This is a genomic window from Actinoplanes sp. KI2 (assembly GCF_025630775.1).
Lineage (GTDB): Bacteria > Actinomycetota > Actinomycetes > Mycobacteriales > Micromonosporaceae > Actinoplanes.
Map to the genome: position 1 here is coordinate 1 of NZ_JAOSZE010000052.1, position 20,677 is coordinate 20,677.

A 20,677-nucleotide genomic window follows, 5' to 3' on the forward strand; every position below is an offset into this window, starting at 1 on the left:
AGGGGGCCGAGCCCCCTGAAACCCCCACGGTGCGTTAACTCACGCTGGGCGGGTGGGGCTTGTCACGTGACCGTGACATCGCGGGCCGATCAACACCTGGGTTCTGGTCGGTGTGGTCACTGTGGGTTCTTGGTCACGCTTCTCTAACGGTGAGTCGGCTTGGGGCCCTGACGGGTGAAAAACGGCTGACATGGTCGCAATTCGGGCTTGGCTGTCGCGGTTGACTCTGAGGGTGGGGGGCTATGCTCGCGGCTGGCTTTCTGGTCTCGGATCCTGGAGTGTCGTAGTCGTGACGGTCGCACGTGCGGGTGTTGGACAGGGCAAACGCAGCGTTCTGGGTGTTCTGGTCGACATCACCGACTATCGGGATGCCACCGAGCGGATCATGCAGGCCGCGCGGGAGCGCCGCGGCTTCGCCGTGACGGCGCTGGCCGTGCACGGCGTCATGACCGGGGTCCAGGATCGGGCGCACAATGCCCGGCTCAACTCGTTCGATCTGGTGACGCCCGACGGGCAGCCGGTGCGCTGGGCGCTCAACCTGGTGCACCACGCCGGCCTGACCGATCGTGTCTACGGGCCGACGCTCACGCTCAAGGTCGTCGAGCAGGCCGCCGCCGAGGGCCTTCCGATTTATCTGTACGGGTCGACCGAACCCACCCTGGAGCGGCTGGTGCCGGCCCTGGAGCGGATGTTCCCGGCGCTGAAGATCGCAGGCGTCGAGGCGTCCAAGTTCCGCGCCTCGCACAGCGGCGAGCCGGCCGAGATCGCCGAACGGATCAAGGCGTCTGGCGCCCGTGTGGTGCTGGTCGGGCTCGGCTGCCCGCGGCAGGAGGTCTTCGCGTACGCGATGCGCCCGCTCCTCGACATGCCGCTGCTCGCGGTCGGTGCCGCCTTCGACTACCACGCCGGCCTGCTGAAGAACCCGCCGCCGTGGATGCAGAAGTACGCGCTGGAGTGGCTGTGGCGGCTCGGCCTGGAGCCCAAGCGCCTGTGGCGGCGTTACGTCCTGCTCAACCCGGCCTACCTGGCCCGGCTGGCCGCGCAGAAGAGTGGACTGTGGAAGGCCACACCGCCGCCGCCGGCCACCGACCCGCTGGACAAGTTCGCCGTCTAGGCCAGGAATCCGGGACCACTAGGGGACACCCCTCGCACCCGGGTCCGGTGATAACCCGGTTTCGGTAATCCGGCCACGGGTGAAGGCTGTCGATGTGGACATCGCAGCGGACCCCATCCTCGCCGGCGCGCTCGCCGCGGCCTGGCTCGCGGCCGGCCTGGTCGCCGACGCCCTGCCGGGTGCGCGTACGGCGCGCGAGCTGCGCCGCCGGGCCGGCACGCTGACCGCACTGGTCGCGACCGGCGCCGCCGTGTTGGTTGCGGTGCCCCTGGTCGCCTGGATCGTGCCGGGTTCGTCCGCGGCGCCGGCCGCCGCGCTGTTCCCGGCCGTGCCCGGCTTGATCGTGCTGACCCTCGGCGTACGCCGTCTCGGTCAGGTTCGTCGCGGCGCCGGCGCCTTCACGGCCGCGCCGCAGACGCCGGTGCCGCCGGCCCTTCGGGCGGCGGCCGCGCACCCGCTTGTGCTGGTGCCGATGCAGGTCACTGGTCTGGCGGCGCTGGCCGGTCTGCCGGTCGCGGCCCGGCTGGTGTCGGTTCCCGGCGCTGACGCGGCCGACATCGCGATCACCGTGGTGGGCGCGACCGTGGTGGCGATCGGCGTACGAGCCGCGGTGCGTCACAGCCGGTTGAGTCTGCTGGCGCTGGCCCCGATCGGCCGCAACCGGCCGCGCGTGCCGACCTCCCGGTAGCGGCGACCTCAGTTTCGCCTGGCCTCCTGCACATAGAGCAGCTCGAGGATCGATCGGGCCGCCTCGAACCACCGGTCCAGCCAGTCCGACGGCGGCAGTTGCCCGCGCGCCGGAAGCTCCATCAGCAGCCCGCGCAGCAGCGGGTGGTCGGCCATCGACTTGGATTCCGAGTCCGGCCAGCCGGACGACGAGAAGACCGGCTCGGTCAGTCCCTGCAGGTCGAGTGAGGGCAGCCGGGGCGCCCGGTCGAGGGCGCTGGTCGGCTCGATGCTGTGCGACCGGGTCGGCTCGATGCTGTGCGACCGGCCGGGCGACCTGGTGGGAAGTCCGGAGCCGACGGCCCGCGACATCAGCTCGGACTCGCTCACGTCGCCGTGCAGCCCGGCGTCGCGCCGGGTCTGCCGATACGCGCTCACTCCGCCGCTGAACCGGTCCTGCGCCGTCGCGGAGCCATTGCTGAGGTTTTCGGAACCAATGGTCATATTGTCTGCCTTGCCTCGCTCGGAGATGTCCGGCCGTCGGCGCGGACCGGTCCGCGCTTGTGCCGTTCAACGACGCGAGCACAGAAATGACTACGGCCGGCCCACCCGCGCGGCGGGCAGACCGGCCGTTATCCGGCGTACTGCGAGGTCAGAGGTCGAACTCGCCGTCCTTGGCGCCGCCCACAAACGCGTCCCATTCGTCGGCCGTGAAGAGCAGTACCGGGCCGTCCTGGTTCTTGGAGTCCCGGACCACGATCGCCTCGTCGACGAATGCCACCTCGACGCAGTTGTCGGAGTTGGGACCGCTACGCGTGCTCTTGAACCACTGTGCCCGGGTCAGGTCGACCCGGAAACCCTTCGCTTCGACTTCCACAATGGCTCCTCTACCAGCGTTTCAATCATCTCGATGGACTCCTCCGGGGGGAGGGCCGCCGCCCGGACGGTGTCGAAGATCGGGACGTATTTGCTGAGCTCCTCGGCCTTCTCGAGGAACAGTCCGCCGGTCGCGTTGTCGATGAACACCACATCCGCGTCTCCCTCCTCCTCGAACTCGAGAATCACGAACGAGCCGTCCATGCCGGCGTGGGCGCCGGCCGCAAACGGCAAGATCTGCAACGCCACGTTCGGCAGACGAGCCACGTCGATCAATCTCTTCATTTGATCAAGCATGACCAGCTCGCCGCCGACCGGCCGACTCAGCACCGCCTCATCGAGCACCACCCGAAGATCGATCGGATCGTCCTGAATCAATAACGCTTGTCTTTGCATTCGGACACGGACCCGCTGCTCGATTTCCTGCTCGGTGTCATCCAGTCGGGCACCACGAATCAGGGCAATTGCGTACTCTTCACTCTGCAGCAACCCGGGGACGACGTGCTGCTCGTACGCCCAGATCGACCGCGCGGCCGCCTCAAGACCGACATATGCACTGGTCAGGACGGTGGAGTATGGGTGCCACCAACCCTTTTGCCGGGCTTCTCCCGCGATGTGGACAAGTTCGGCCTTAATCGCATCATCTACACCGTATATGTCCAATATGTTCTTAACGTCACTCGGCGAAGCACTGGTATGCCCCGTCTCAATTCTGGACACTTTGGACGGCGAGCAGCCGATCCGATCCGCCACGACGTCGATCGTCACGCCCGCCTCCTCGCGGTGCCGGCGCAACTCGACGCCGAGACGACGCCGACGAATCGTGGGACTCCGGCGCTGATTCACTTCTTCAGTCTCTCTGTCGATCATTTAATCGTTCAACACAACACGTCCGACAAGACCAACAATCACGGAAGACGTACATGCAACTTGCATCGACACGACTCGTGGTGCAATGTTTTTGGTATGGCTCGTGTCACTGCGCACCTCCGGGTGATGCGGCCGAGTCCGGCTCAGCGCGCTGTTACGGCGCCGTTCGCGGGGGGTCCGGTCATCCGTTCGTCCAGGGTGGACTGATCCACTTTACGACGTTCGGCAGATCGGCAGCGGTAACGTTCTGCAACGCTTTTGACGATTGGCATTGTCATGAGCTTGCAATGGAGTCAAGACCGGGCACACTAAGTGCTTTCGTGTCAAGGGCAGGAGATGACGTGCTTCCTCGGTCCGGTGATGTCATACAGGTGACGAAGGCAGCGAGCGTCCAATTCGCGGCGCCGATGCTCTTCCGGGTCATCCGGGTCCACGAATGGCCGACGTACGAGGGCTGGATCTGGCTTGACGGCTACGAGCTCAACATGGCCGGCGACGCGGTCGAGCGGCGCTCCATCTTCGTGCAGGTGAGCGGCCTGCGCGCGGTCGGCAAGGCGCCCGACCCCCGGGCCCGCAACGCCCGTCAGCCCGGCATGGCCACCGGAAACATCCCGACCAAGTCCCGCACGAATCGCTAGCGGGTCGCGGTGGCCGTCCCGGCCGGCGTGGTGGTGGCGTCGCTCTGCTGCGCCACCACGATGGTGACTCTCGTGTCCGGTGGTACCTCCTGCCCCTCCGCCGGATCACTGTCGATCACCGTCCCGGGCGCGGCCGTGCTGTTCCGGTAGAGCACCCGATACGGCAGCCCGGTCCGGCTCAGCGCCACACGCGCCTCCGCCAACGGCAACCCGCGCAACGCCGGCACCGTCACCGCGGCCGTCGGCTCCTGCGTCGTGGCGGTCGTGGTCGGAATCGTGGACGGCTCGGTCGACGGCGGCGAGCTGGGCGCCGTACTGGGCGCCGGCGACGAAGCGGCGGTCGTCGCCACGGTCGTCGGCGGCGTCGTCGTGACCGGCGACGGCTGCTCGCTCGAGTTCTGCACGATCACGTAGATCGCCCAGGCCAGCACGCCCAGCAGCAGCAACACGACGATCCCGACGACGATCGGCATCCACCACCGGTCCCGCTGCCCCGGCGTGGGCGGGTGCGGCCCGTCCGACCAGTCGGTGTCGTACATCGACGGGCCCGGACGCGGCGAGCGCACCTCGGCCCGCCCCGACCAGACCGACCAGTCGTCATTCGAGCTCGCGGGGACCGGCGGCGCACCGTCGACGACCGTGTCGTCGCTCGCGGGGACCGGCGGCGCACCGTCGACGACCGTGTCGTCGCTCGCGGGGACCGGCGGCGCACCGTCCGCGACCGTGTCGTCGAGCGGCTTGCCGGGCAGCGTGGCGTCCGCGGGCGGGACGCGCCGCGTCTCGTCGCTCTCCTCGGACATGGCCGCTCCTCCGCGTCGTCACCCGCCCGGGTCAACGTATCCAATCTTGCGGGCGCATGTCGCTTACGCTCCCCGTTATCACCACCGCCGATGATTAGCAGGTATAGGAAGTGACCGCTACAGTGCCGGGCATGGCCGACAAGGGCTGGACAGGACGGGTCGCCACCGCGGCCGGTGTCGCCGCGGGTACCGGCGCCGCGCAACTCGGTTTGGGCTACGGCCTGGGCGTGATCGTCTGGCCGGTCACCGTCGCCGAGGATCGCAGCGAGTGGCTGGGCAGTCTCGGCTGGGCGACCTGGATCACCGCAAGCGCGACCGTCTTCGGCGCGGTCATCGCCAGCCGGCTGGGCGGGGCGCAGGGCATGCGGGCACGCTGGCCGTGGCGATTGGCTCTCGCGATCTCCGCGGGGGTCGGTGCCTTGGTGGCCGTCGCGCTGATCGCGCTTCCGGCCCGGGCAGCCGTACGCCTCGACGCGCACTCGCCGCAGCTGATCGCCGCGGGCTACGCGCTCCTCGGTGTCGCCCTGGGGGTGGTGGTCGCCTTCTGGGCGGTCTGGTCGCGCCCGGTGGCCGCCAACCTGGTCGCCACCGCGGCCTGGCTGTGGGCCCTGGCGATCACCGCGATCGTCGTCGAGCTGGTCCTCGGCCGGGAGACCGCCACATACCTGACCAGCTGGCAGTTCGTCGAGACGTCGGCCACACGCTACGGCGTCATCTATTGGCCGAGCGCCCTGCTGACCCTCACTGCCGCCTTCGCGATCGGCTTGATCGCCGTGATCCCGGCCGTCCGCCGCGGCGATGTCGGCCTGGGTGCCGCCATCTCCGGCGCGGTCGGCCCGCTGCTGGTGGCCGTCTCGTTCCTGGCTCTCTCCCCGCGTCTGACCGGCACGCCCGGCCCGATCGAGTCGGCGTACCTGATCGCCCCCTACGCCGTGCTGTCCGGCCTGGCCGGCTCGGCGCTCGCCGTCGCCGTCGCCAAGTCCTTCCTCACCCCGACCGGCGAGATCGACACCATCGGGTACGGCGAGCCCGCCGCCGGGTCCGGGGACGACGAGCCCACCGAGCAGCTTCCCGCCGGCACGAAGGGCGCCCGAGCCCGGACCCCCGAGTCCCCGTCCCCCGCGACCGGCCGCGCGACACCCAAACCCGCCCCGCGCCCCGAGCCGACGCCGTCGAGCACCCCCAAGCCCAGCCCGGTCGGCACCTCGGCGACGCGCAGCCCGGACGCGCTCACCGATCCGCCCAAGGCGCCCAAACCGGTGACCGAGCCGCCCAAGGCACCGACGCCGCTCTCCGGCCACCCGGGCGCGCAGCGCATGCCGTCCCCGAGGGCCGAGGGCAAGCCCGACCCGGAGATCGCGGCCGCCGCGCGCCCCGGCCGGTTGCGCGGTAAGAAGGGGGCCCCGATCCCCGAACAGGCCGAGCCCGAGTCGGCGAAATCGAGGGTCACGCCCCCGCCGACCGCTCCCACCGTGGCACAGATCAACCCCAAGCGCCCGACCCCCTAGACCTGCCGTGCCGGTCAGCCGGCGCTCGGCTCGTGGCTGGTCCAGCGTTCCAGGGTGACCCGCAGTTCGTCCGGGTTGAGGGGCTTGGCGAGGAAGTCGTCCATGCCGGCCTGCCGGGCGCGGCGTCGGTCCTCGTGCAGGGCGCCCGCGGTCAGGGCGATGATCGGGATATGCCGCCCGGCGGGTTCCTGGTTACGCAGTTGGGTGGTGGCCTGATAGCCGTCCAGTTTGGGCATTTGGCAGTCCATCAGGATGGCTTCGTACTCGTGGCTGCTGGCGAGTTCGACGGCCTCGACACCGTTGCGCGCGATGTCGGCGTCGTAGCCGAACGCGTTGAGCGTGCCGACGGCGACCAGTTGGTTGATCTCGTTGTCCTCGGCGAGCAGCACACGTTTGCGGGGCGTGGCCCGGGTGGCCGGGCTAGCGGGACGGACGTCCTCGTCGGCGGGCCGCAGCTGGGCGGCCAGGCCGTGGTACAGGGTCGCCGAGCCGACCGGTTTGGCCAGCACGGCGGTGCGGCCCGCGATGTCGTGCGAGCGCACCGAGGCCGGGTCGCGGGTCAGCAGCAGGCAGGCGGGTTGGGGGAGAGCCGGATCGCTGGTGATCGCGGTGAGCAGTGCGGCGCCGTCCAGCTCTGGCGGGAGGTCGTCGATGACGGCCAGGTCGAACCCCGGGCCATCGGCGGCGGTCCGGGCAAGCTCGGCCAGCGCCTGCTGTGCGGTGGTGACGGTCGTGGTGATCAGTCCCCAGTGGTGCAGGTGTTCGGTGAGGAACTGGCGGGTGGCGGGTTGGGGTGCGACCAACAGCAGGCGGCCGGTCAGGGTGTCGGGTGGTGGCGGTAGTTCACTGCCGGCGGGCACGGTGAGGTTGATCGTGAAGTGAAATCGGCTGCCGCGGCCGAGGGCGCTCTCGGCTTCGAGGTGTCCGCCCATGAGCTCGACGAGTTGCCGGCTGATCGCCAGGCCGAGTCCGGTGCCGCCGAACTCGCGGCTAGTGGAGGCGTCGGCCTGGGTGAAGGGCTCGAACATGTGGCTGATGCGGGCCTGGTCGATGCCGATGCCGGTGTCGGTGACCGCGAAGGTGAATCGATCGCCGTCGTCGGCCGCGGTGTCGAGGCGGATGATCACGTGGCCGTTTCGGGTGAACTTGACCGCGTTGCCGGCCAGGTTGAGCAGGACCTGCCGGATGCGTCCCTCGTCGCCGTGGACCCGTGCGGGCAGGCCGGGCGGGTAGGAGGCGATGACTTCCAGGTCCTTGTTGCCGACGGCGGCGGATGCCGCCTGGGCAACCTCCTCGATCAGGTTGCCGAGGTCGATGTCGCTGATGGTGAGGGTGAGCTTGCCTGCTTCGATCTTGGAGAAGTCGAGGATTTCGTTGATGATCGTGAGCAGGGCCCGGGCGGAGCTGCGGATGGCCTCGCCGTAGCGGCGTTGCGCCGCGTCGAGCGGCGTGTCCAGAAGGAGCGCGGTCAAGCCGATCACGCCGTTCATCGGGGTCCTGATCTCGTGGCTGACCATGGCGACGAACTGCGACTTCAGCTGTGCGGCGGCCAGCGCCTCGTCCCGGGCCGAGGCGAGCGCCTCGTCCGCCTTCTTCCGTTCGGTGACGTCGCGGGCGACGGCGTAGATGGTGCCTTCCTCGTCGGCGGGGGAGGCGGTCCAGCTGAGCCAGCGGTAGCCGCCGTCCCGGGTGCGATAGCGGTTGTCAAAGCCGACGGACAGGCTCTGCCCGGCGGCCAGCCGGGCGGCGACGGCGATGGTGCTCTGGTGGTCGTCGGGATGGATGAACTCGATGAACCGCCGCCCGACCAGCTCGTCGATCGAGTAGCCGAGGGTGTGCTCCCAGGCCGGGTTCGCCCGTACGAAGTAGCCGTCACCGGAGGAGATGCACATCAGGTCGCGGGACATGGTGAAGAAGTGGTCGAGCTGCCGGGCCATCCGGCGGCGGTCGGCCTCGTTCCGATTCCGTTCGGTGACGTCGCGGTAGGTCGCCACGAGTATGCGGCCGCGCTCGCCGACCGCCTGCACGTGCCGGGCGGTGATCAGGCACGGCATCCGCGTTCCGTCGCGGCGGCGGATGTCGGCCTCGAACTCGGTCACGGTGCCGGCCGTGAACGCGGCCAGTTGCACCTCCCGCCATTCGGTGATCTCGCCGGACGGCCACCACGGGTACGGCGGCTTCAGCCCGATGATCTCGTCGGCCGAGTAGCCGGTCATCTGGCACCACGGCGGGCTCACGCTCAGAATGGTCCGGTCCGGCGCCACGGTGACAACGCCCTCGACCAGCGAGCTGAGCACGGTGTCGCTGAACTCCCGCTGGTCGCGCAGCTCGTCGATCAGCGCGTGCTGCTGAGCGTCGGCCTCGTTGAGCAGGTTACCGGCGCTGAGCAGCAGCCAGTAAAGGCAGACCAGCATCCCGGTGACCGCCGTGACGACGATCAACCCGTCGATAGGACGCTTGGTGCGGCCGATGAAGGACATCACGCCGCCGATCAGCACGACCACCGCGAAGAGCCCCGGGATGAGTCGGCGCACCGTGCGGCCGCCGACGTAGGGGCTGCCGAACACCTGAACGGTCAGGCCGCGCGGCCGGGCGGTGACGACACCGACGCCCAGCCCGACCAGGATGAGAACGGCGGGCGCCGGCATCGGGGAGATCTTGGCTTCCGGCACGGCCGACACCTCGCCGATCGCCGCGGCCGCCGTCGTCACGCCGGCCAGCAGCGGTGCCGCGGCTCCGAGCAGTTGGGCGGGGCGATGGCCGTGCCGGGCGTCGAGGTCGAGCGTGAGCAGGCTCAGCCCGATCATCAGGAGCGCCATCGCCGACCGTACGGGCGGCCGGCCGTGCATGACGTAGCCGAAGGCCGCCGAGCTGCCGTCGGTGATCGACAGGAACGGCAGCGACAGCGCCGTACCCCGCCGAAAGAGGATCAGCAACGTGCCCACCAGGACGAACCCGGCCAGCACGCGGCCGGCGACGCGCCGGGTCGGCCCGGCCGAGGGCGGGGCCAGCAACCACAGCGCCGACCCGGCGCCGATGGCGAGCACCGCGGTGGCCCACGTCGTCGGCGTCCAGCCCGGCACGATGGCCACCAGCGTCACCGACCTCAGCGGGTGACCGGCCAGGACCAGCAACCCGATCGCGATGGCGCTGCCGGTGGCCACCCGCTGGACCATCACCAGGGGAGTCGGCCGTGCTTCGTGACGCGCCCTCACATTGAGTAGCCTCGCAGCTACGCCAGGGGTGTCGCGTCCGTTTGCGGCACCTCGGCCGCCGCACTCAGTCGGTCGGCCAGGTGTGCACCGGCTCGTTGCTCTGCTGGAGAGCCCAGTAGCGCATCAACATGTCGTGCAGCGCGGCCTGGCGGGACAGACCTCGCCGCACCTCGGCCGTGCAGACCGCCTCGGTCTGCCAGCTGGCCCCGTTGCGACCCACCCGGCACCGCTCGTCGATCACGCCCAGCAGCCGGTCCCGACAGGTGGGATCGACGCCGAGCCGGTCCAGCCCGCGATACGCCTTGGGCAGCAGCTCCGTTCGCACGAGCTCGGTCGCCGGCACCTCGCCGAAGGACGGCCAGTTCATCACCGCGGCAATGCCGTCCCGCGCCCCGCGGTGGAAGTTGTCCTCGGCGGTGGTGAAGCTCAGCCGCGACCAGATCGGCCGCTCCTCCTCGGCCAACTGGCGAACCAGCCCGAAATAGAACGCCGCATTGGCCAGCAGGTCGACCACCGTCGGCCCGGACGGGAGCACCCGGTTTTCCACCCGCAGGTGCGGCCGGCCGTTCATCACGTCGTACACCGGCCGATTCCAGCGGTAGACCGTCCCGTTGTGCAGCCGGAGCTCGCCCAGGTGCGGCATCCCGCCGGCGGCGAGCACCAGCTCCGGGTTCTCGTCGGTCATGATCGGCAGCAGCGGTGGAAAGTAGCGGACGTTCTCCTCGAAGAGGTCGAACACCGAGGTGATCCAGCGCTCGCCGAACCAGACCCGCGGGCGTACACCCTGCGCCTTCAGTTCGTCCGGGCGCACGTCGGTGGCCTGTTTGAAGAGCGCGATCCGGGTCTCGGCCCACAGCCGCCGGCTGTGGAAGTACGGCGAGTTCGCCCCGATCGCCACCTGCACCCCGGCGACCGCCTGCGAGGCGTTCCAGTACTGGGCGAACCGGTCCGGCGGCACCTGCAGGTGGAACTGCACGCTGGTGCACGCGGCCTCGGGCACGATCGAGTCGCTGGCGCTCTGCAACCGCTCGACGCCCCGGATGTCCAGCCGGAACTGCTCTCCCCGGGCGACCGCCATCTCGTCGTTGAGCAGGCGATATCGATGGTTTTCGGAGAGGTTGGCGAGCACCAGGTCGTCCGGTGTCAGGGTGGGCAGCATGCCGATCAGCACGATCCCGCTGTCCGCCTTCGCGGCCCGGTCGGCGGCCCGCCGCAGCGTGTCGAGAATCTCCCGCTCGTACGACCCGAAGCCGTCCCCGGTGATGAGTCGGGGCGGCGCGTTGAGCTCGAGGTTGAACTGGCCCAATTCGGTCTGGAAGGTCGGGTCGGCGAGGTAGCTCAGCACCTCGGCGTTGCGCATGGCCGGCCGCCCGCTGTCGTCGACCAGGTTGAGCTCGATCTCCAGCCCGGTCATCCCGTAGGAGGTCTCGAACGCGTCGTCGTCGAGCAGCTGCGCGAGCACGTCGAGACATCGACGCACCTTGTGCCGATAGGTCACCCGGTCCTCGGGTGCAAAGGCGATGGTTGCCACATCCTTGCCCACGTACCCTCCCGGCACAGCCAGGGACGAAACGAACCTTCGATCACCACCCTGTGAGCGAACATGTGCGCTCGGTACACCTAACCATCCCATAGCCGGGTACGCCAGACACCATCGAGCCGCCGTCCAGCATGCGGACGGCGGCTCGACTGTGGACGATTGGTCTGACTGAAATCAGTCCTGGCGGATGGCCTCGCCCTCGATCTCGATCTTGATCTTCTTGCCGACCATGACGCCACCGGTCTCGAGGGCCATGTTCCAGGTCAGGCCCCACTCCTCGCGGTCGATCTCGGTGTGCGCGCTGAAGCCGAAGACGGCCTTGCCGTACGGGCTGGTGGCGGCACCCTCGAACTCGACGACCAGCTCGACCGGCTTGGTGACGTCCTTGATGGTGAGCTCGCCGTCGAGGACGAACTCGGCGCCGGAGTGCGACTTGATGCCGGTGCTGCGGAACTCGAGCGTCGGGTACTTCTCGGCCTCGAAGAAGTCACCGCTGCGCAGGTGGTTGTCGCGGTCGACCTGGCCGGTCTCGATGCTGGCGGCCACGATCGACGCGGTCACCGACGACTGCAGCGGGTCCTCGCCGACGGTGATGGTGGCGGTCGCTTCGGCGAACTGGCCACGGACCTTGCTGACCATCAGGTGTCGCGCCACGAAACCCACCCGCTTGTGCGCGGCGTCGAGCACGTAGGTGCCGGCGGCAGGGATCTGCAAACCCTCGAACGGACGGGTGCTGGCGATGGACTCGGTCATGACTTGTTCCTTCTTTCGAAGCGCTGGGCAACTATATTTGCCTGACGAAACAACTATAGTCCAAGCAACATTCCACTTGTCAAGTGATTGAGCTAGCATCGTTGCTGTGAGCACCGACCTGGACGACCCCCGTTTCACCGCGATCGGCCTGTTCGCCGAGGCCTACACGGGCCTGACCGCCCGCTTCGCCGCGCAGTTCGAGGAGCACCGCCTTTCCCCTGTCGAGTTCGAGGTGCTGCTGCGCCTCGCCCGCTCGCCCGGCCGCCGGCTGCGGATGACCGACCTGGCCGGCCAGACCTCCCTCTCCACCAGCGGCGTGACCCGCGTGGTCGACCGGATGGACCGCGACGGCCTGGTCCGGCGCGAGGCCTGCGTCAGTGACCGTCGCAGTTCGTACGCCGTGATCACCGACGTCGGCATGTCGCGTCTCGAGGCGGCGGTTCCTGGTCATCTCGCCCTCGCGCAGGAGTGGTTCATCGGCCAGCTCACCCCCGAGCAGCTGACGGGCCTGCTGGAGTCGCTGCGGAAGATCCGCGACGCGGTGAACCCGTGCGCCACCGCCGGCAGCGGCACGGCTCCGATCGAAGTGGCCTGATCTCCCTACACCGAACCATGTCCCCACCTTCGGGGACCGCAAACCGGCAGAAGTACCGGCAGAACAGGCCGGGGTGTGGCGCCAAAGGGGCATATCGCCCGGCAGGTGTGCGCCCCGCGGCTACTGTGATCAGCGCAAGGGGGATGCGGCGCGACCGAGGCGACGTACGGGGCTAACGGGGGAGCCTTGTTTTCGCCGCGTTACTGGTGGGGCGTTGCGACGGCCGGCGCGTGGGGGGCACGAACGCCGGCCGTCCGCGCCACACCGCGCCACACGGCGCCACACGCCCGCCCGCGACCGGCCGTCCGCACCGCACCGCGCGACCGCCACACCGCGCGACCGCCGCACCGCGCGACCGCCACACCACGCGACCGCCACACCACGCGACCGCCACACCACGCGACCGCCACACCACGCGACCGCCACACCACGCGACCGCCACACCACGCGACCGCCACACCACGCGAGGGCCGAGCGAGACTCCCGAGCAGCGACTCCCACGCGCGAGACGTCAGCCAACGGTCGCCAGGCGCTCCCGCTCGCGGGGCAGCAGCGTGATCCCGCCCGCCTCGCACAGCAGCGTGAGCCGCCGCCGCGCGACCGCCCGATCCTCCTGGTCCGGCGCGCTGACGATGAGCCCGACCAGCGCCTCGACCACGTCCCGCTTGTCGTGCGCCCCGTCGTACGCCTCGGCCGCCCGGGCGAAACACTCGGCCGCATGCTTCTGCTCGCCCTGGCTCAGCGCGATCGCCGCCTCGACCACCGCGGCCGGTCCGTCCGGCGGCAGGTCCTCCGGCGGGCGTAACCGCTCCAGGATGGCGAGCGCCTCGTCGGTCCGGCCCAGCTCGGCCAGCGCCAGCCCGATGGTGGCCCGCAGCCGCCGCCGCTGGTTGGGGTCGCCGACCCGCTCGAGTTCCGGCATCGCGCCGCACCCGAGCCGCTCGGCCTCCTCCGGTTTGCCGTCCAGCCGGGCCACCTCGGCGAGGTTGGCCATCGCCAGCGCGCGCAGCCGCTCCTCGCCGCATTGGCTGGCCAGCTCGTCGACCGCGGCGAGCCGGCGCCGGGCCGCCGCCAGATCGCCCTCGCGAATCTCGTGCCAGGTCAGATTGTTCTCGGCGACGGCGATGTCCCGGATCTTGTTGGTCCGGCGGGCCAGGGCCAGCGCCGCGGTTCCGTGCCGGCGCGCGTCGTCGTACCCGCCGACGGTCATGAACAGCCCGGCCAGCTGGGTGTGCGCGGCGATCTGGCCGCCGACCGAGCCGAGCCGCTCGAACTCGGCCACCGCCGCGGTCGTCGCCCCGATCTCCTCGGCGCCGGCGCCGTGTTCGAGCGCGAGCTGGGCCAGCCCGATCTTGGCCCAGGCCCGGGTCGCCGGGTCGGCGTCGGCGGTTCGCGGGTCGTCGAGCAGGCGGCGCAGCCACTGCCGGCCGCTCACGTCCCGCCCGCGGAACCGCCACCAGCGCGGCAGCGCCGCGGCGATCCGCAGCGCGGTGTGCGGATCCTCGCCGGCCGCGAAGGCGAGCGCGGCGCCGAGGTCGCCGGAGACGTCGTCGAGCCGGCCCGCCGCCTCGGTGAGCCCGGTGCCGATCAGATCGGGCGCGATCTGCTGGGCGAGGTCGGCCAGCACTCGGGCATGCCGCCGGCGCGCCTCGGTCAGCTCGCCCTCGGCGGCCGCGCGCTCGAACGCGTAGTCGCGGACGAACTCGAGCAGCCGGAACCGGACCGTCCGGCTGCCACGCACGCTGAGCAGGCCCAGCTCGAGCAGCCGGTCGAGCAGGTGGACGACGTCCGCGCCGTCGGTCTGCGCGCCCTCGGTGAGCTGCTCGGCGAGCGCCAGCGACCAGCGGTAGCGAAACATCGCGAGCAGCCGCAGCGCCCGCTGCTCGCCCGGGTTGAGCAGGCGGTAGCTGGCCGCGACGGCGTCCCGCAGCGTGACCGACGCGGTGCCCGGGCGGTCGAGGTCGAGGACGCGGTCGCCGTACCGGTCGAGGATCTCCGGGATGGTCAGCACCCGGCCGCGGGCGGCGGCCAGCTCGATCGCGAGCGGCAGCCCGCCCAGGCGGCGGACCAGGCTGACCAGGGGGGCGATCTCGTCGGGCTCCGGCGCGGTGCGGCGGACCCGGCCGAGACGTTCCAGGAAAAGACCCACCGCCGGGTACGCCGAGACCGCCGCCAGCGTGTTGGGCGTCTCGAACGGCGGCGCGACCAGCGGCGCCAGCGGCCAGACCCGCTCGGCGGGCAGACCGACCGGGTGCCGCCCGGTGGCCAGGAACCGCAGCGACGGGATCCGCTCGAGCAGCCGGGTGAGCATCTCGGTGGTCGCGTCCGGCGACCGCTCGACCGCGTCGACGAACAGCAGCCCGGCTCGCTCGGCGAAGCGACCGACCAGGTCGTCGGGGTGGCCCACGCCGAACGCGGCGGCGATGCTGCCGAGGATCTCACCGATCGACGCGCCGTCGGTGATCACGACGCCGGCGACACCGCCCGGGTACGCCTCCGCGACCCGGTGTGCCACCACCACGCCCAGGCTGGTCTTGCCGACCCCGGCGATGCCGACCAGGGTGAAGCCCCGTGGCCCGTCCGCAGCGGTGAGCCGGGCGACCAGCTCGGCGACGTCGTCGTCCCGCCCGATCAGCTCGGCGGTCGGCGGGATCTGCAGGAACGAGGTGGGTGGCAGCGGCTCGTCGGCGGCCTGGCCGCGGGCGGCGGCGAGGAAAGCGTCCCGCTCGGCGCCGGAGAGCCCGAGCGCGGCGGCGAGCAACTCGACCGTGGTGCGCTGGGGACGGGAGGCACGACCGCGTTCGAGGTCGCGGACCGTGCGCACCCCGACCGCGGCGCGGGCAGCCAGTTCGTCCTGGGTGAGCTTCGCTCGCAGCCGGTTTCGACGCAGCAGGGTATCGAAGCCTGAGCCGCCCGGGCCCGCTTCGTCTGCCGCCATGGTGCGAACCTATGCACGTATTTCCGTACCGGCGAGCCAACATCCAACCCTGTCGGAAAACGGACCGAAGGCTTGGCAGCAAATAGGGTGAATGTCCTGGTTAAACGCCGAGTCCGCGGGCGATCAGCATGCGCTGGACCTCGGAGGTTCCCTCGCCCACTTCGAGGATCTTGGCATCCCGGTAGAAGCGGCCGACCGCCGACTCGTTCATGAAGCCGTAGCCGCCGTGCACCTGCGTGGCGTACCGGCTGTTCTCCATCGCGGCGTTGCTGGCGTGCAGCTTGGCGATCGCCGCGTACCGCTTGAAGTCCTCGCCGGCCAGCATCCGCGACGCGGCGTCGTAGTAGCCCAGCCGGGCCGTGTGCGCCCGCAACTCCATGTCCGCGATCATGAACTGGACGGCCTGATAGTTGCCGATCGGACGGCCGAACGCCTGCCGCTCGTTGGCGTACCGCACCGACTCGTCGACGCAGCCCTGAGCGAGGCCGACGGCGAGCGCCGCGATCGCGATCCGGCCCTCGTCGAGGATGCGCAGGAACTGGGCGAAGCCGCGGCCGCGCGGGCCGAGCAGGTTGCCGGCCGGGACCCGGACGTCGTCGAAGGACAACTCGTGCGTGTCCGACGCGCACCAGCCGACCTTGGAGTAGCCGGGCGCCACGGTGAAGCCCGGGGTGCCGGACGGGACGATGATCGTGGAGAGCTCCTTGGAGCCGTCCGGGTTCGTCCCGGTCACCGCCATCACGGTGACCAGCAGGGTGATGTCGGTGCCCGAGTTGGTGATGAACGCCTTGCTGCCGTTGATCACCCATTCGTTGGTCGACTCGTCGAGCACCGCGCGGGTGGCGATCGCCGCGGCATCGGTGCCCGAGCCCGGCTCGGTGAGACCGAAGGCGGCCAGCCCTTCGCCGCTGGTCAGCCGGGGCAGCCACTGCTCCTTCTGCTCCGCGGTGCCGAACCGGTAGATCGGGGTGGCGCCCAGTGACACGGCCGCCTCCAGGGTGACCGCGAGCGAGCTGTCGACCCGGGCCAGTTCCTCGAGCGCGATGCAGAGTGTGAAGTAGTCGCCGCCCATGCCGCCGTACTCCTCCGGGAACGGCAGACCGAACAGGCCCATCTTGCCCATCTGCCGCACCAGGTCGTACGGGAACGACTTGTTCTCGTAGTGCTCGGCGATGACCGCCGCCACCTGCTCGCGGGCGAAGTCCCGCACGGTGACGCGCAGCGCCTCCTGCTCCTCGTCGAGCCGGAAGTCCACCATGTCCCTACTCCTGTCAGACGGGCGTGACGCCGTGTCGGCGCCGGGAGAAGCCGCGGTCCTTGCCGCGAGCGGCGTCGAGGCGGCGGATGATTTCGGTACGCAGGTCGCCGGGCTCGACGACCGCATCGACGACCAGCTCGCTGGCCAGTCGCATGATGTCGATGTCGCGCTCGTACTCGGCGCGGCGCTCGGCGACGAACGCAGCGCGCTCCTCTTCCGAGCCGAGGGCGGCGATCTTGTTGGCGTAGACCGCGTTGACCGCGGCCTCGGCGCCCATCACCGCGATCTTGGCGGTGGGCAGGGCGATCGTGGCGTCCGGGTCGAAGCCGGGCCCAGCCATCGCGTACAGGCCGGCGCCGTACGCCTTGCGGACCACCACGCAGATCTTGGGCACCGTGGCCTCGGAGACCGCGGTGATCATCTTGGCGCCGTGCCGGATGATGCCCTGTTTCTCCACCGCCGAGCCGACCATGAAGCCGGGGACGTCGGAGAGGAAGAGCAGCGGCACGTTGAAGGCATCGCAGAGCTGGATGAAACGGGTTGCCTTGTCCGCCGAGTCGACGAACAGCACGCCACCCTTGAACATCGAGTTGTTGCCGAGGATCCCGACGACCTCGCCGTTCAGCCGGGCGAACCCGACCGTGAGCTCGCGCGCCCACAGGGCCTGGATCTCGACGAACGAACCGGCGTCGACCAGGCCCTTGACGTACCGCCGCATGTCGAAAGCCTGGCGCTCGCTCGCCGGAACCAACGCGGCGAGATCGACCCCGGCCGGCTCCTTGGCCTCCGCCTTGGGCGGAAGCTCCTGCCAGTTGGACGGCAGGTACGACAGGTAGGTGCGGACGGTGTCGAGCGCGTCCTGCTCGGTCTTGCAGAGGAAGTGGCCGACGCCGGACTCCGCGCAGTGCACGCGGGCGCCGCCCATCGCCTCGAGCGTGGTCTTCTCCCCGGTGACCATCTCGACCATGCGGTCGGAGCCGAGGTACATGCTCGCGTTGCCCTCGACCATGGCGACCACGTCGCAGAACGCCGGGATGTAGGCCCCGCCGGCGGCGGACGGGCCGAACAGCGCGCACACCTGCGGGATCGAGCCGGAGGCCCGCACCTGGGTGTGGAAGATCTTGCCGGCGCCGCGGCGGCCGGGGAACAGGTCGACCTGGTCGGTGATCCGCGCGCCGGCCGAGTCGACCAGGTAGATCATCGGGACGCTGTATTGATACGCCCGCTCGATCACCCGGATGATCTTTTCGACCGTACGGGCGCCCCAGGAGCCGGCCTTCACCGTGGAGTCGTTGGCCATCAGGCAGACGTCCCGGCCGTCGATCTTGGCGGAGCCGGTGATTACGCCGTCCGCGGGCAGGCCGTCGGCGACACTGTTGGCAAAGAGGCCGTCCTCGACGAAGGAGCCCTCGTCGACCAGCAGCGCGATCCGCTCGCGGGCGAACAGCTTGCCCTTCGCCGCATTGGCCGCGTGGTAGCGCTCGGCCCCACCGGCCAGCACGCGCTTGCGGGCCTGGGCGAGCGCCTCCTCGTCGATGGTCAACCTGTGCCTCCTGAACTTGGCCCGCCTTAACGACCGTTAGGACCTTAACGAGCGTTAGGGTAGCGCATCGGAACAAGGATCTCCAACGACGGACGGGAGTCCCCGCCGACCGCGGAAACTCCCGTCCGTTTGGTGTCGAAAAATCAGACCAATCTGGTACGCGGTCCGGCCCGCAGCACGCCCGACGGAAGCGTGCGGCCGAGCAGCTTCTCGGCCATCTCCGCGGTTTCGATCAGCCGGTCCAGGTCGATTCCGGTGTCGATGCCCATGTCGTGCAGCATGTGGACGACCTCCTCGGTCGCCACGTTGCCGGAGGCGCCCGGCGCGTACGGGCAGCCGCCGATCCCGCCGACGCTCGCGTCGAACTCGGTCACCCCCAACTCGAGGGCGGTGAGAATGTTCGCCAACCCCGTACCCCTGGTGTTGTGGAAGTGCAGCAGGTCCGGGCGTACGGCGGAAAGAAGGTCACGCACCCGGCGGGGCGTCGCCATGCCGGTGGTGTCGCCGAAGGCGATCCGGTCGGCGCCGTCCGCCCGGACCCGAGCCACGATGCCGGCCACCCGATCGGGGTCGACGTCGCCCTCGAACGGGCAGCCGAAGCTGGTCGCCACGATCACCTCGAGGGTGGCGCCGGCCTCGTGCACGAGCGGGATCAGCCCGGCGATGTCGTCGAGCGACTCGTCGGTGGACCGGTTGAGATTGCGGCGATTGTGCGTGTCGCTCGCCGAGACCACGACCTCGATCTCGCGGAGGCCCGCGGCGAGGGCTCGCTGCGCACCCCGGGTGTTCGGGATGAGCGCCGAATACCTGACCTTGGGATTCTTCGCGATGACTTCCCATACCGCGTCCGCATCGGCCATCTGCGGAATGGCCTTCGGGTGCACGAACGAGACCGCCTCGATGCGCCGGACGCCGGTCTCGCTCAACGCGTCGATCAGCCGGACCTTGGCCTCGGTCGGGATCGGCTCCTCGTTCTGCAGGCCGTCCCGGGGCGCGACCTCACGAATGCTCACCGTCGTCATGCGCACCTCACCTCATCCGGGAAACGATGCCGGTGTCGTAGTCGCCGGTCAGGAACTCGTCGTTCGTCAGGAGCTCGGCGAAGAACGGCAGATTGCACTTCGGGCCGACGATCTCGAAACCGGCCACCGCGGCACGCGCTCGCTCGATGGCCTCGGCGCGGTCGGCGCCGAAGACGATGAGCTTGGCCATCAGCGAGTCGTAGGACGGGGTGACCGTATTGCCCTCGACGTACCCGGAGTCGACGCGGACACCCTCGCCGACCGGCTCCACCCAGGTCGAGATCTTGCCGGGGCCGGGAAGGAATCGCTTCGGGTCCTCGGCATTGATTCGCAGCTCGATCGCGTGGCCGCTTGTTGGATTTATCGTGAAACTTGGCTCCATGCCGGAAGCGATCCGCAGCTGCTGCTCGACCAGGTCGATGCCGTGGATCAGCTCGGTGATCGGGTGCTCCACCTGCAGCCGGGTGTTCATCTCCAGGAAGAAGAAGTCGCCGGTGGACGGGTCGAGCAGACACTCCACCGTGCCCGCGTTGCGATAGCCCACCGCCTCGCCGGCCTTGGCCGCGGCGGCCAGGAAGCGTTGCCGCAGCTCGGCATCGACCGCCGGGGACGGCGCCTCCTCGACCAGCTTCTGGTTGCGGCGCTGCACCGAGCACTCCCGCTCGCTCAGCGCGATCACCCGGCCGTCGGCGAGGCCGAGGATCTGCACCTCGACGTGGCGCACCCGGGGGAAGTACCGCTCGAGCAGCACCGAGCCGTCGCCGAACATCCGCTCGGCGAACGCACGGACCTTGTCGTACTCGGTGCGCAGGCCGGCCTCGTCGGTCGCGACCGCCATGCCCATGCCGCCGCCGCCGGCCGCGGCCTTGACCATCACCGGAAAGCCGATGCCGGCGGCCGCCTCGACCGCCGCCTCGACGGTGGCGACCGGGTCGTGCGTGCCCGGCGCGACCGGCACGCCGGCCGCGGCCATCAGGTTGCGCGCGTTGATCTTGTCGCCCATCGCGGCGATCGCGTCGGCCGGCGGGCCCACCCAGATCAGGCCGTGCGCCTCGACCGCGCGGGCGAAGTCGGCGTTCTCGCTGAGAAAGCCGTAGCCGGGATGGATGGCCTGGGCGCCGGTCGACTTGGCGGCGGCCAGGATCGCCTCGGCGTTGCGATAGCTCTGCGCCGGGTTGGCCGGCCCGATCGCCACCGCCTCGTCGGCCTCGGCGACGAACGGCAGGTCGGCGTCGACGTCCGAGTGGACGGCGACGGTCCGGATGCCCAGACGCTTGGCGGTGCGGATGATCCGGCGCGCGATCTCGCCACGGTTGGCGACCAGGAGCGATTCGATCATCG

Annotated in this window: 17 protein-coding genes; 5 read left to right on the forward strand and 12 right to left on the reverse strand. The window is 70.1% G+C overall.

Going from position 1 to position 20,677, the window contains the following annotated elements; genetic code table 11:
* Positions 1-289: 289 nt before the first annotated feature.
* Entirely contained in the window at positions 290-1,114 is an 825-nt protein-coding gene (locus tag ODJ79_RS39120) for a WecB/TagA/CpsF family glycosyltransferase (RefSeq protein ID WP_263028754.1), read from the forward strand.
* A gap of 94 nt (positions 1,115-1,208) precedes the next feature.
* Complete coding sequence (locus tag ODJ79_RS39125; protein ID WP_263028755.1) at positions 1,209-1,802, forward strand: hypothetical protein; 594 nt, start codon at positions 1,209-1,211, stop codon at positions 1,800-1,802.
* 8 nt (positions 1,803-1,810) lie between these two features.
* On the opposite strand, the gene ODJ79_RS39130 is transcribed toward ODJ79_RS39125, so the two are convergent.
* The 3 genes from ODJ79_RS39130 to ODJ79_RS39140 form a co-directional block, all read right to left on the reverse strand.
* On the reverse strand, positions 1,811-2,284 hold the full coding sequence (locus tag ODJ79_RS39130) for a hypothetical protein (protein WP_263028756.1): 474 nt from the start codon (positions 2,282-2,284) through the stop codon (positions 1,811-1,813).
* A 148-nt stretch (positions 2,285-2,432) separates the two neighbouring features.
* Positions 2,433-2,657 carry a DUF397 domain-containing protein gene (locus ODJ79_RS39135; protein WP_263028757.1) on the reverse strand — a complete coding sequence of 75 codons (225 nt, stop codon included), beginning with the start codon at positions 2,655-2,657 and terminating at the stop codon, positions 2,433-2,435.
* Positions 2,621-3,502, reverse strand: a complete 882-nt coding sequence (locus ODJ79_RS39140; protein ID WP_263028800.1) for a helix-turn-helix domain-containing protein — start codon at positions 3,500-3,502, stop codon at positions 2,621-2,623. Before ODJ79_RS39140 ends, ODJ79_RS39135 begins: the two co-directional genes overlap by 37 nt.
* Before the next feature lie 365 nt (positions 3,503-3,867).
* Between ODJ79_RS39140 and ODJ79_RS39145 the strand changes: the two genes are divergently transcribed.
* Positions 3,868-4,164, forward strand: a complete 297-nt coding sequence (locus ODJ79_RS39145) for a hypothetical protein (RefSeq protein ID WP_263028758.1) — start codon at positions 3,868-3,870, stop codon at positions 4,162-4,164.
* Here the strand turns inward: ODJ79_RS39145 and ODJ79_RS39150 are convergent.
* Positions 4,161-4,964, reverse strand: a complete 804-nt coding sequence (locus ODJ79_RS39150; RefSeq protein ID WP_263028759.1) for a PASTA domain-containing protein — start codon at positions 4,962-4,964, stop codon at positions 4,161-4,163. The two genes, ODJ79_RS39145 and ODJ79_RS39150, sit on opposite strands and share 4 nt — an antisense overlap.
* A gap of 131 nt (positions 4,965-5,095) precedes the next feature.
* On the opposite strand from ODJ79_RS39150, the gene ODJ79_RS39155 reads away from it, so the two are divergent.
* Positions 5,096-6,472, forward strand: a complete 1,377-nt coding sequence (locus tag ODJ79_RS39155; protein WP_263028760.1) for a Hansenula MRAKII killer toxin-resistant protein 1 — start codon at positions 5,096-5,098, stop codon at positions 6,470-6,472.
* 14 nt (positions 6,473-6,486) lie between these two features.
* On the opposite strand, the gene ODJ79_RS39160 is transcribed toward ODJ79_RS39155, so the two are convergent.
* The 3 genes from ODJ79_RS39160 to ODJ79_RS39170 form a co-directional block, all read right to left on the reverse strand.
* A complete protein-coding gene (locus ODJ79_RS39160; protein WP_263028761.1) occupies positions 6,487-9,636 on the reverse strand; it encodes a PAS domain-containing hybrid sensor histidine kinase/response regulator in 3,150 nt (1,049 codons plus the stop codon).
* A 115-nt stretch (positions 9,637-9,751) separates the two neighbouring features.
* The gene (locus tag ODJ79_RS39165) at positions 9,752-11,230 is read right to left on the reverse strand and encodes a glutamate--cysteine ligase (RefSeq protein ID WP_263028762.1); all 1,479 of its coding nucleotides are present in this window, start codon (positions 11,228-11,230) and stop codon (positions 9,752-9,754) included.
* Positions 11,231-11,401: 171 nt separating this feature from the next.
* Positions 11,402-11,980 (reverse strand): YceI family protein, encoded by a 579-nt coding sequence (locus ODJ79_RS39170; RefSeq protein WP_263028763.1) that lies wholly within the window; start codon positions 11,978-11,980, stop codon positions 11,402-11,404.
* 106 nt (positions 11,981-12,086) lie between these two features.
* On the opposite strand from ODJ79_RS39170, the gene ODJ79_RS39175 reads away from it, so the two are divergent.
* A complete protein-coding gene (locus tag ODJ79_RS39175; RefSeq protein WP_263028764.1) occupies positions 12,087-12,575 on the forward strand; it encodes a MarR family winged helix-turn-helix transcriptional regulator in 489 nt (162 codons plus the stop codon).
* 511 nt (positions 12,576-13,086) lie between these two features.
* Here ODJ79_RS39175 and ODJ79_RS39180 read toward each other — a convergent pair.
* The 5 genes from ODJ79_RS39180 to ODJ79_RS39200 all read right to left on the reverse strand — a co-directional run bounded on the left by ODJ79_RS39180 (position 13,087) and on the right by ODJ79_RS39200 (position 20,675).
* A complete protein-coding gene (locus tag ODJ79_RS39180) occupies positions 13,087-15,513 on the reverse strand; it encodes an ATP-binding protein (protein WP_263028765.1) in 2,427 nt (808 codons plus the stop codon).
* 100 nt (positions 15,514-15,613) lie between these two features.
* Complete coding sequence (locus tag ODJ79_RS39185) at positions 15,614-16,768, reverse strand: acyl-CoA dehydrogenase family protein (protein WP_263028801.1); 1,155 nt, start codon at positions 16,766-16,768, stop codon at positions 15,614-15,616.
* A gap of 16 nt (positions 16,769-16,784) precedes the next feature.
* Complete coding sequence (locus tag ODJ79_RS39190) at positions 16,785-18,314, reverse strand: acyl-CoA carboxylase subunit beta (RefSeq protein WP_263028766.1); 1,530 nt, start codon at positions 18,312-18,314, stop codon at positions 16,785-16,787.
* A gap of 143 nt (positions 18,315-18,457) precedes the next feature.
* On the reverse strand, positions 18,458-19,336 hold the full coding sequence (locus tag ODJ79_RS39195) for a hydroxymethylglutaryl-CoA lyase (RefSeq protein WP_263028767.1): 879 nt from the start codon (positions 19,334-19,336) through the stop codon (positions 18,458-18,460).
* Positions 19,337-19,343: 7 nt separating this feature from the next.
* A complete protein-coding gene (locus ODJ79_RS39200) occupies positions 19,344-20,675 on the reverse strand; it encodes an acetyl/propionyl/methylcrotonyl-CoA carboxylase subunit alpha (protein ID WP_263028768.1) in 1,332 nt (443 codons plus the stop codon).
* Positions 20,676-20,677: the final 2 nt, after the last annotated feature.

Coding starts and splice junctions, on each gene's coding strand:
- ODJ79_RS39155 (WP_263028760.1), top strand. CDS start 5,096: ATGGCCGACAAGGGCTGGACAGGACGGGTCGCCACCGCGGCCGGTGTC.
- ODJ79_RS39200 (WP_263028768.1), bottom strand. CDS start 20,675: ATGATCGAATCGCTCCTGGTCGCCAACCGTGGCGAGATCGCGCGCCGG.
- ODJ79_RS39195 (WP_263028767.1), bottom strand. CDS start 19,336: ATGACGACGGTGAGCATTCGTGAGGTCGCGCCCCGGGACGGCCTGCAG.
- ODJ79_RS39180 (WP_263028765.1), bottom strand. CDS start 15,513: ATGGCGGCAGACGAAGCGGGCCCGGGCGGCTCAGGCTTCGATACCCTG.
- ODJ79_RS39130 (WP_263028756.1), bottom strand. CDS start 2,284: ATGACCATTGGTTCCGAAAACCTCAGCAATGGCTCCGCGACGGCGCAG.
- ODJ79_RS39170 (WP_263028763.1), bottom strand. CDS start 11,980: ATGACCGAGTCCATCGCCAGCACCCGTCCGTTCGAGGGTTTGCAGATC.
- ODJ79_RS39150 (WP_263028759.1), bottom strand. CDS start 4,964: ATGTCCGAGGAGAGCGACGAGACGCGGCGCGTCCCGCCCGCGGACGCC.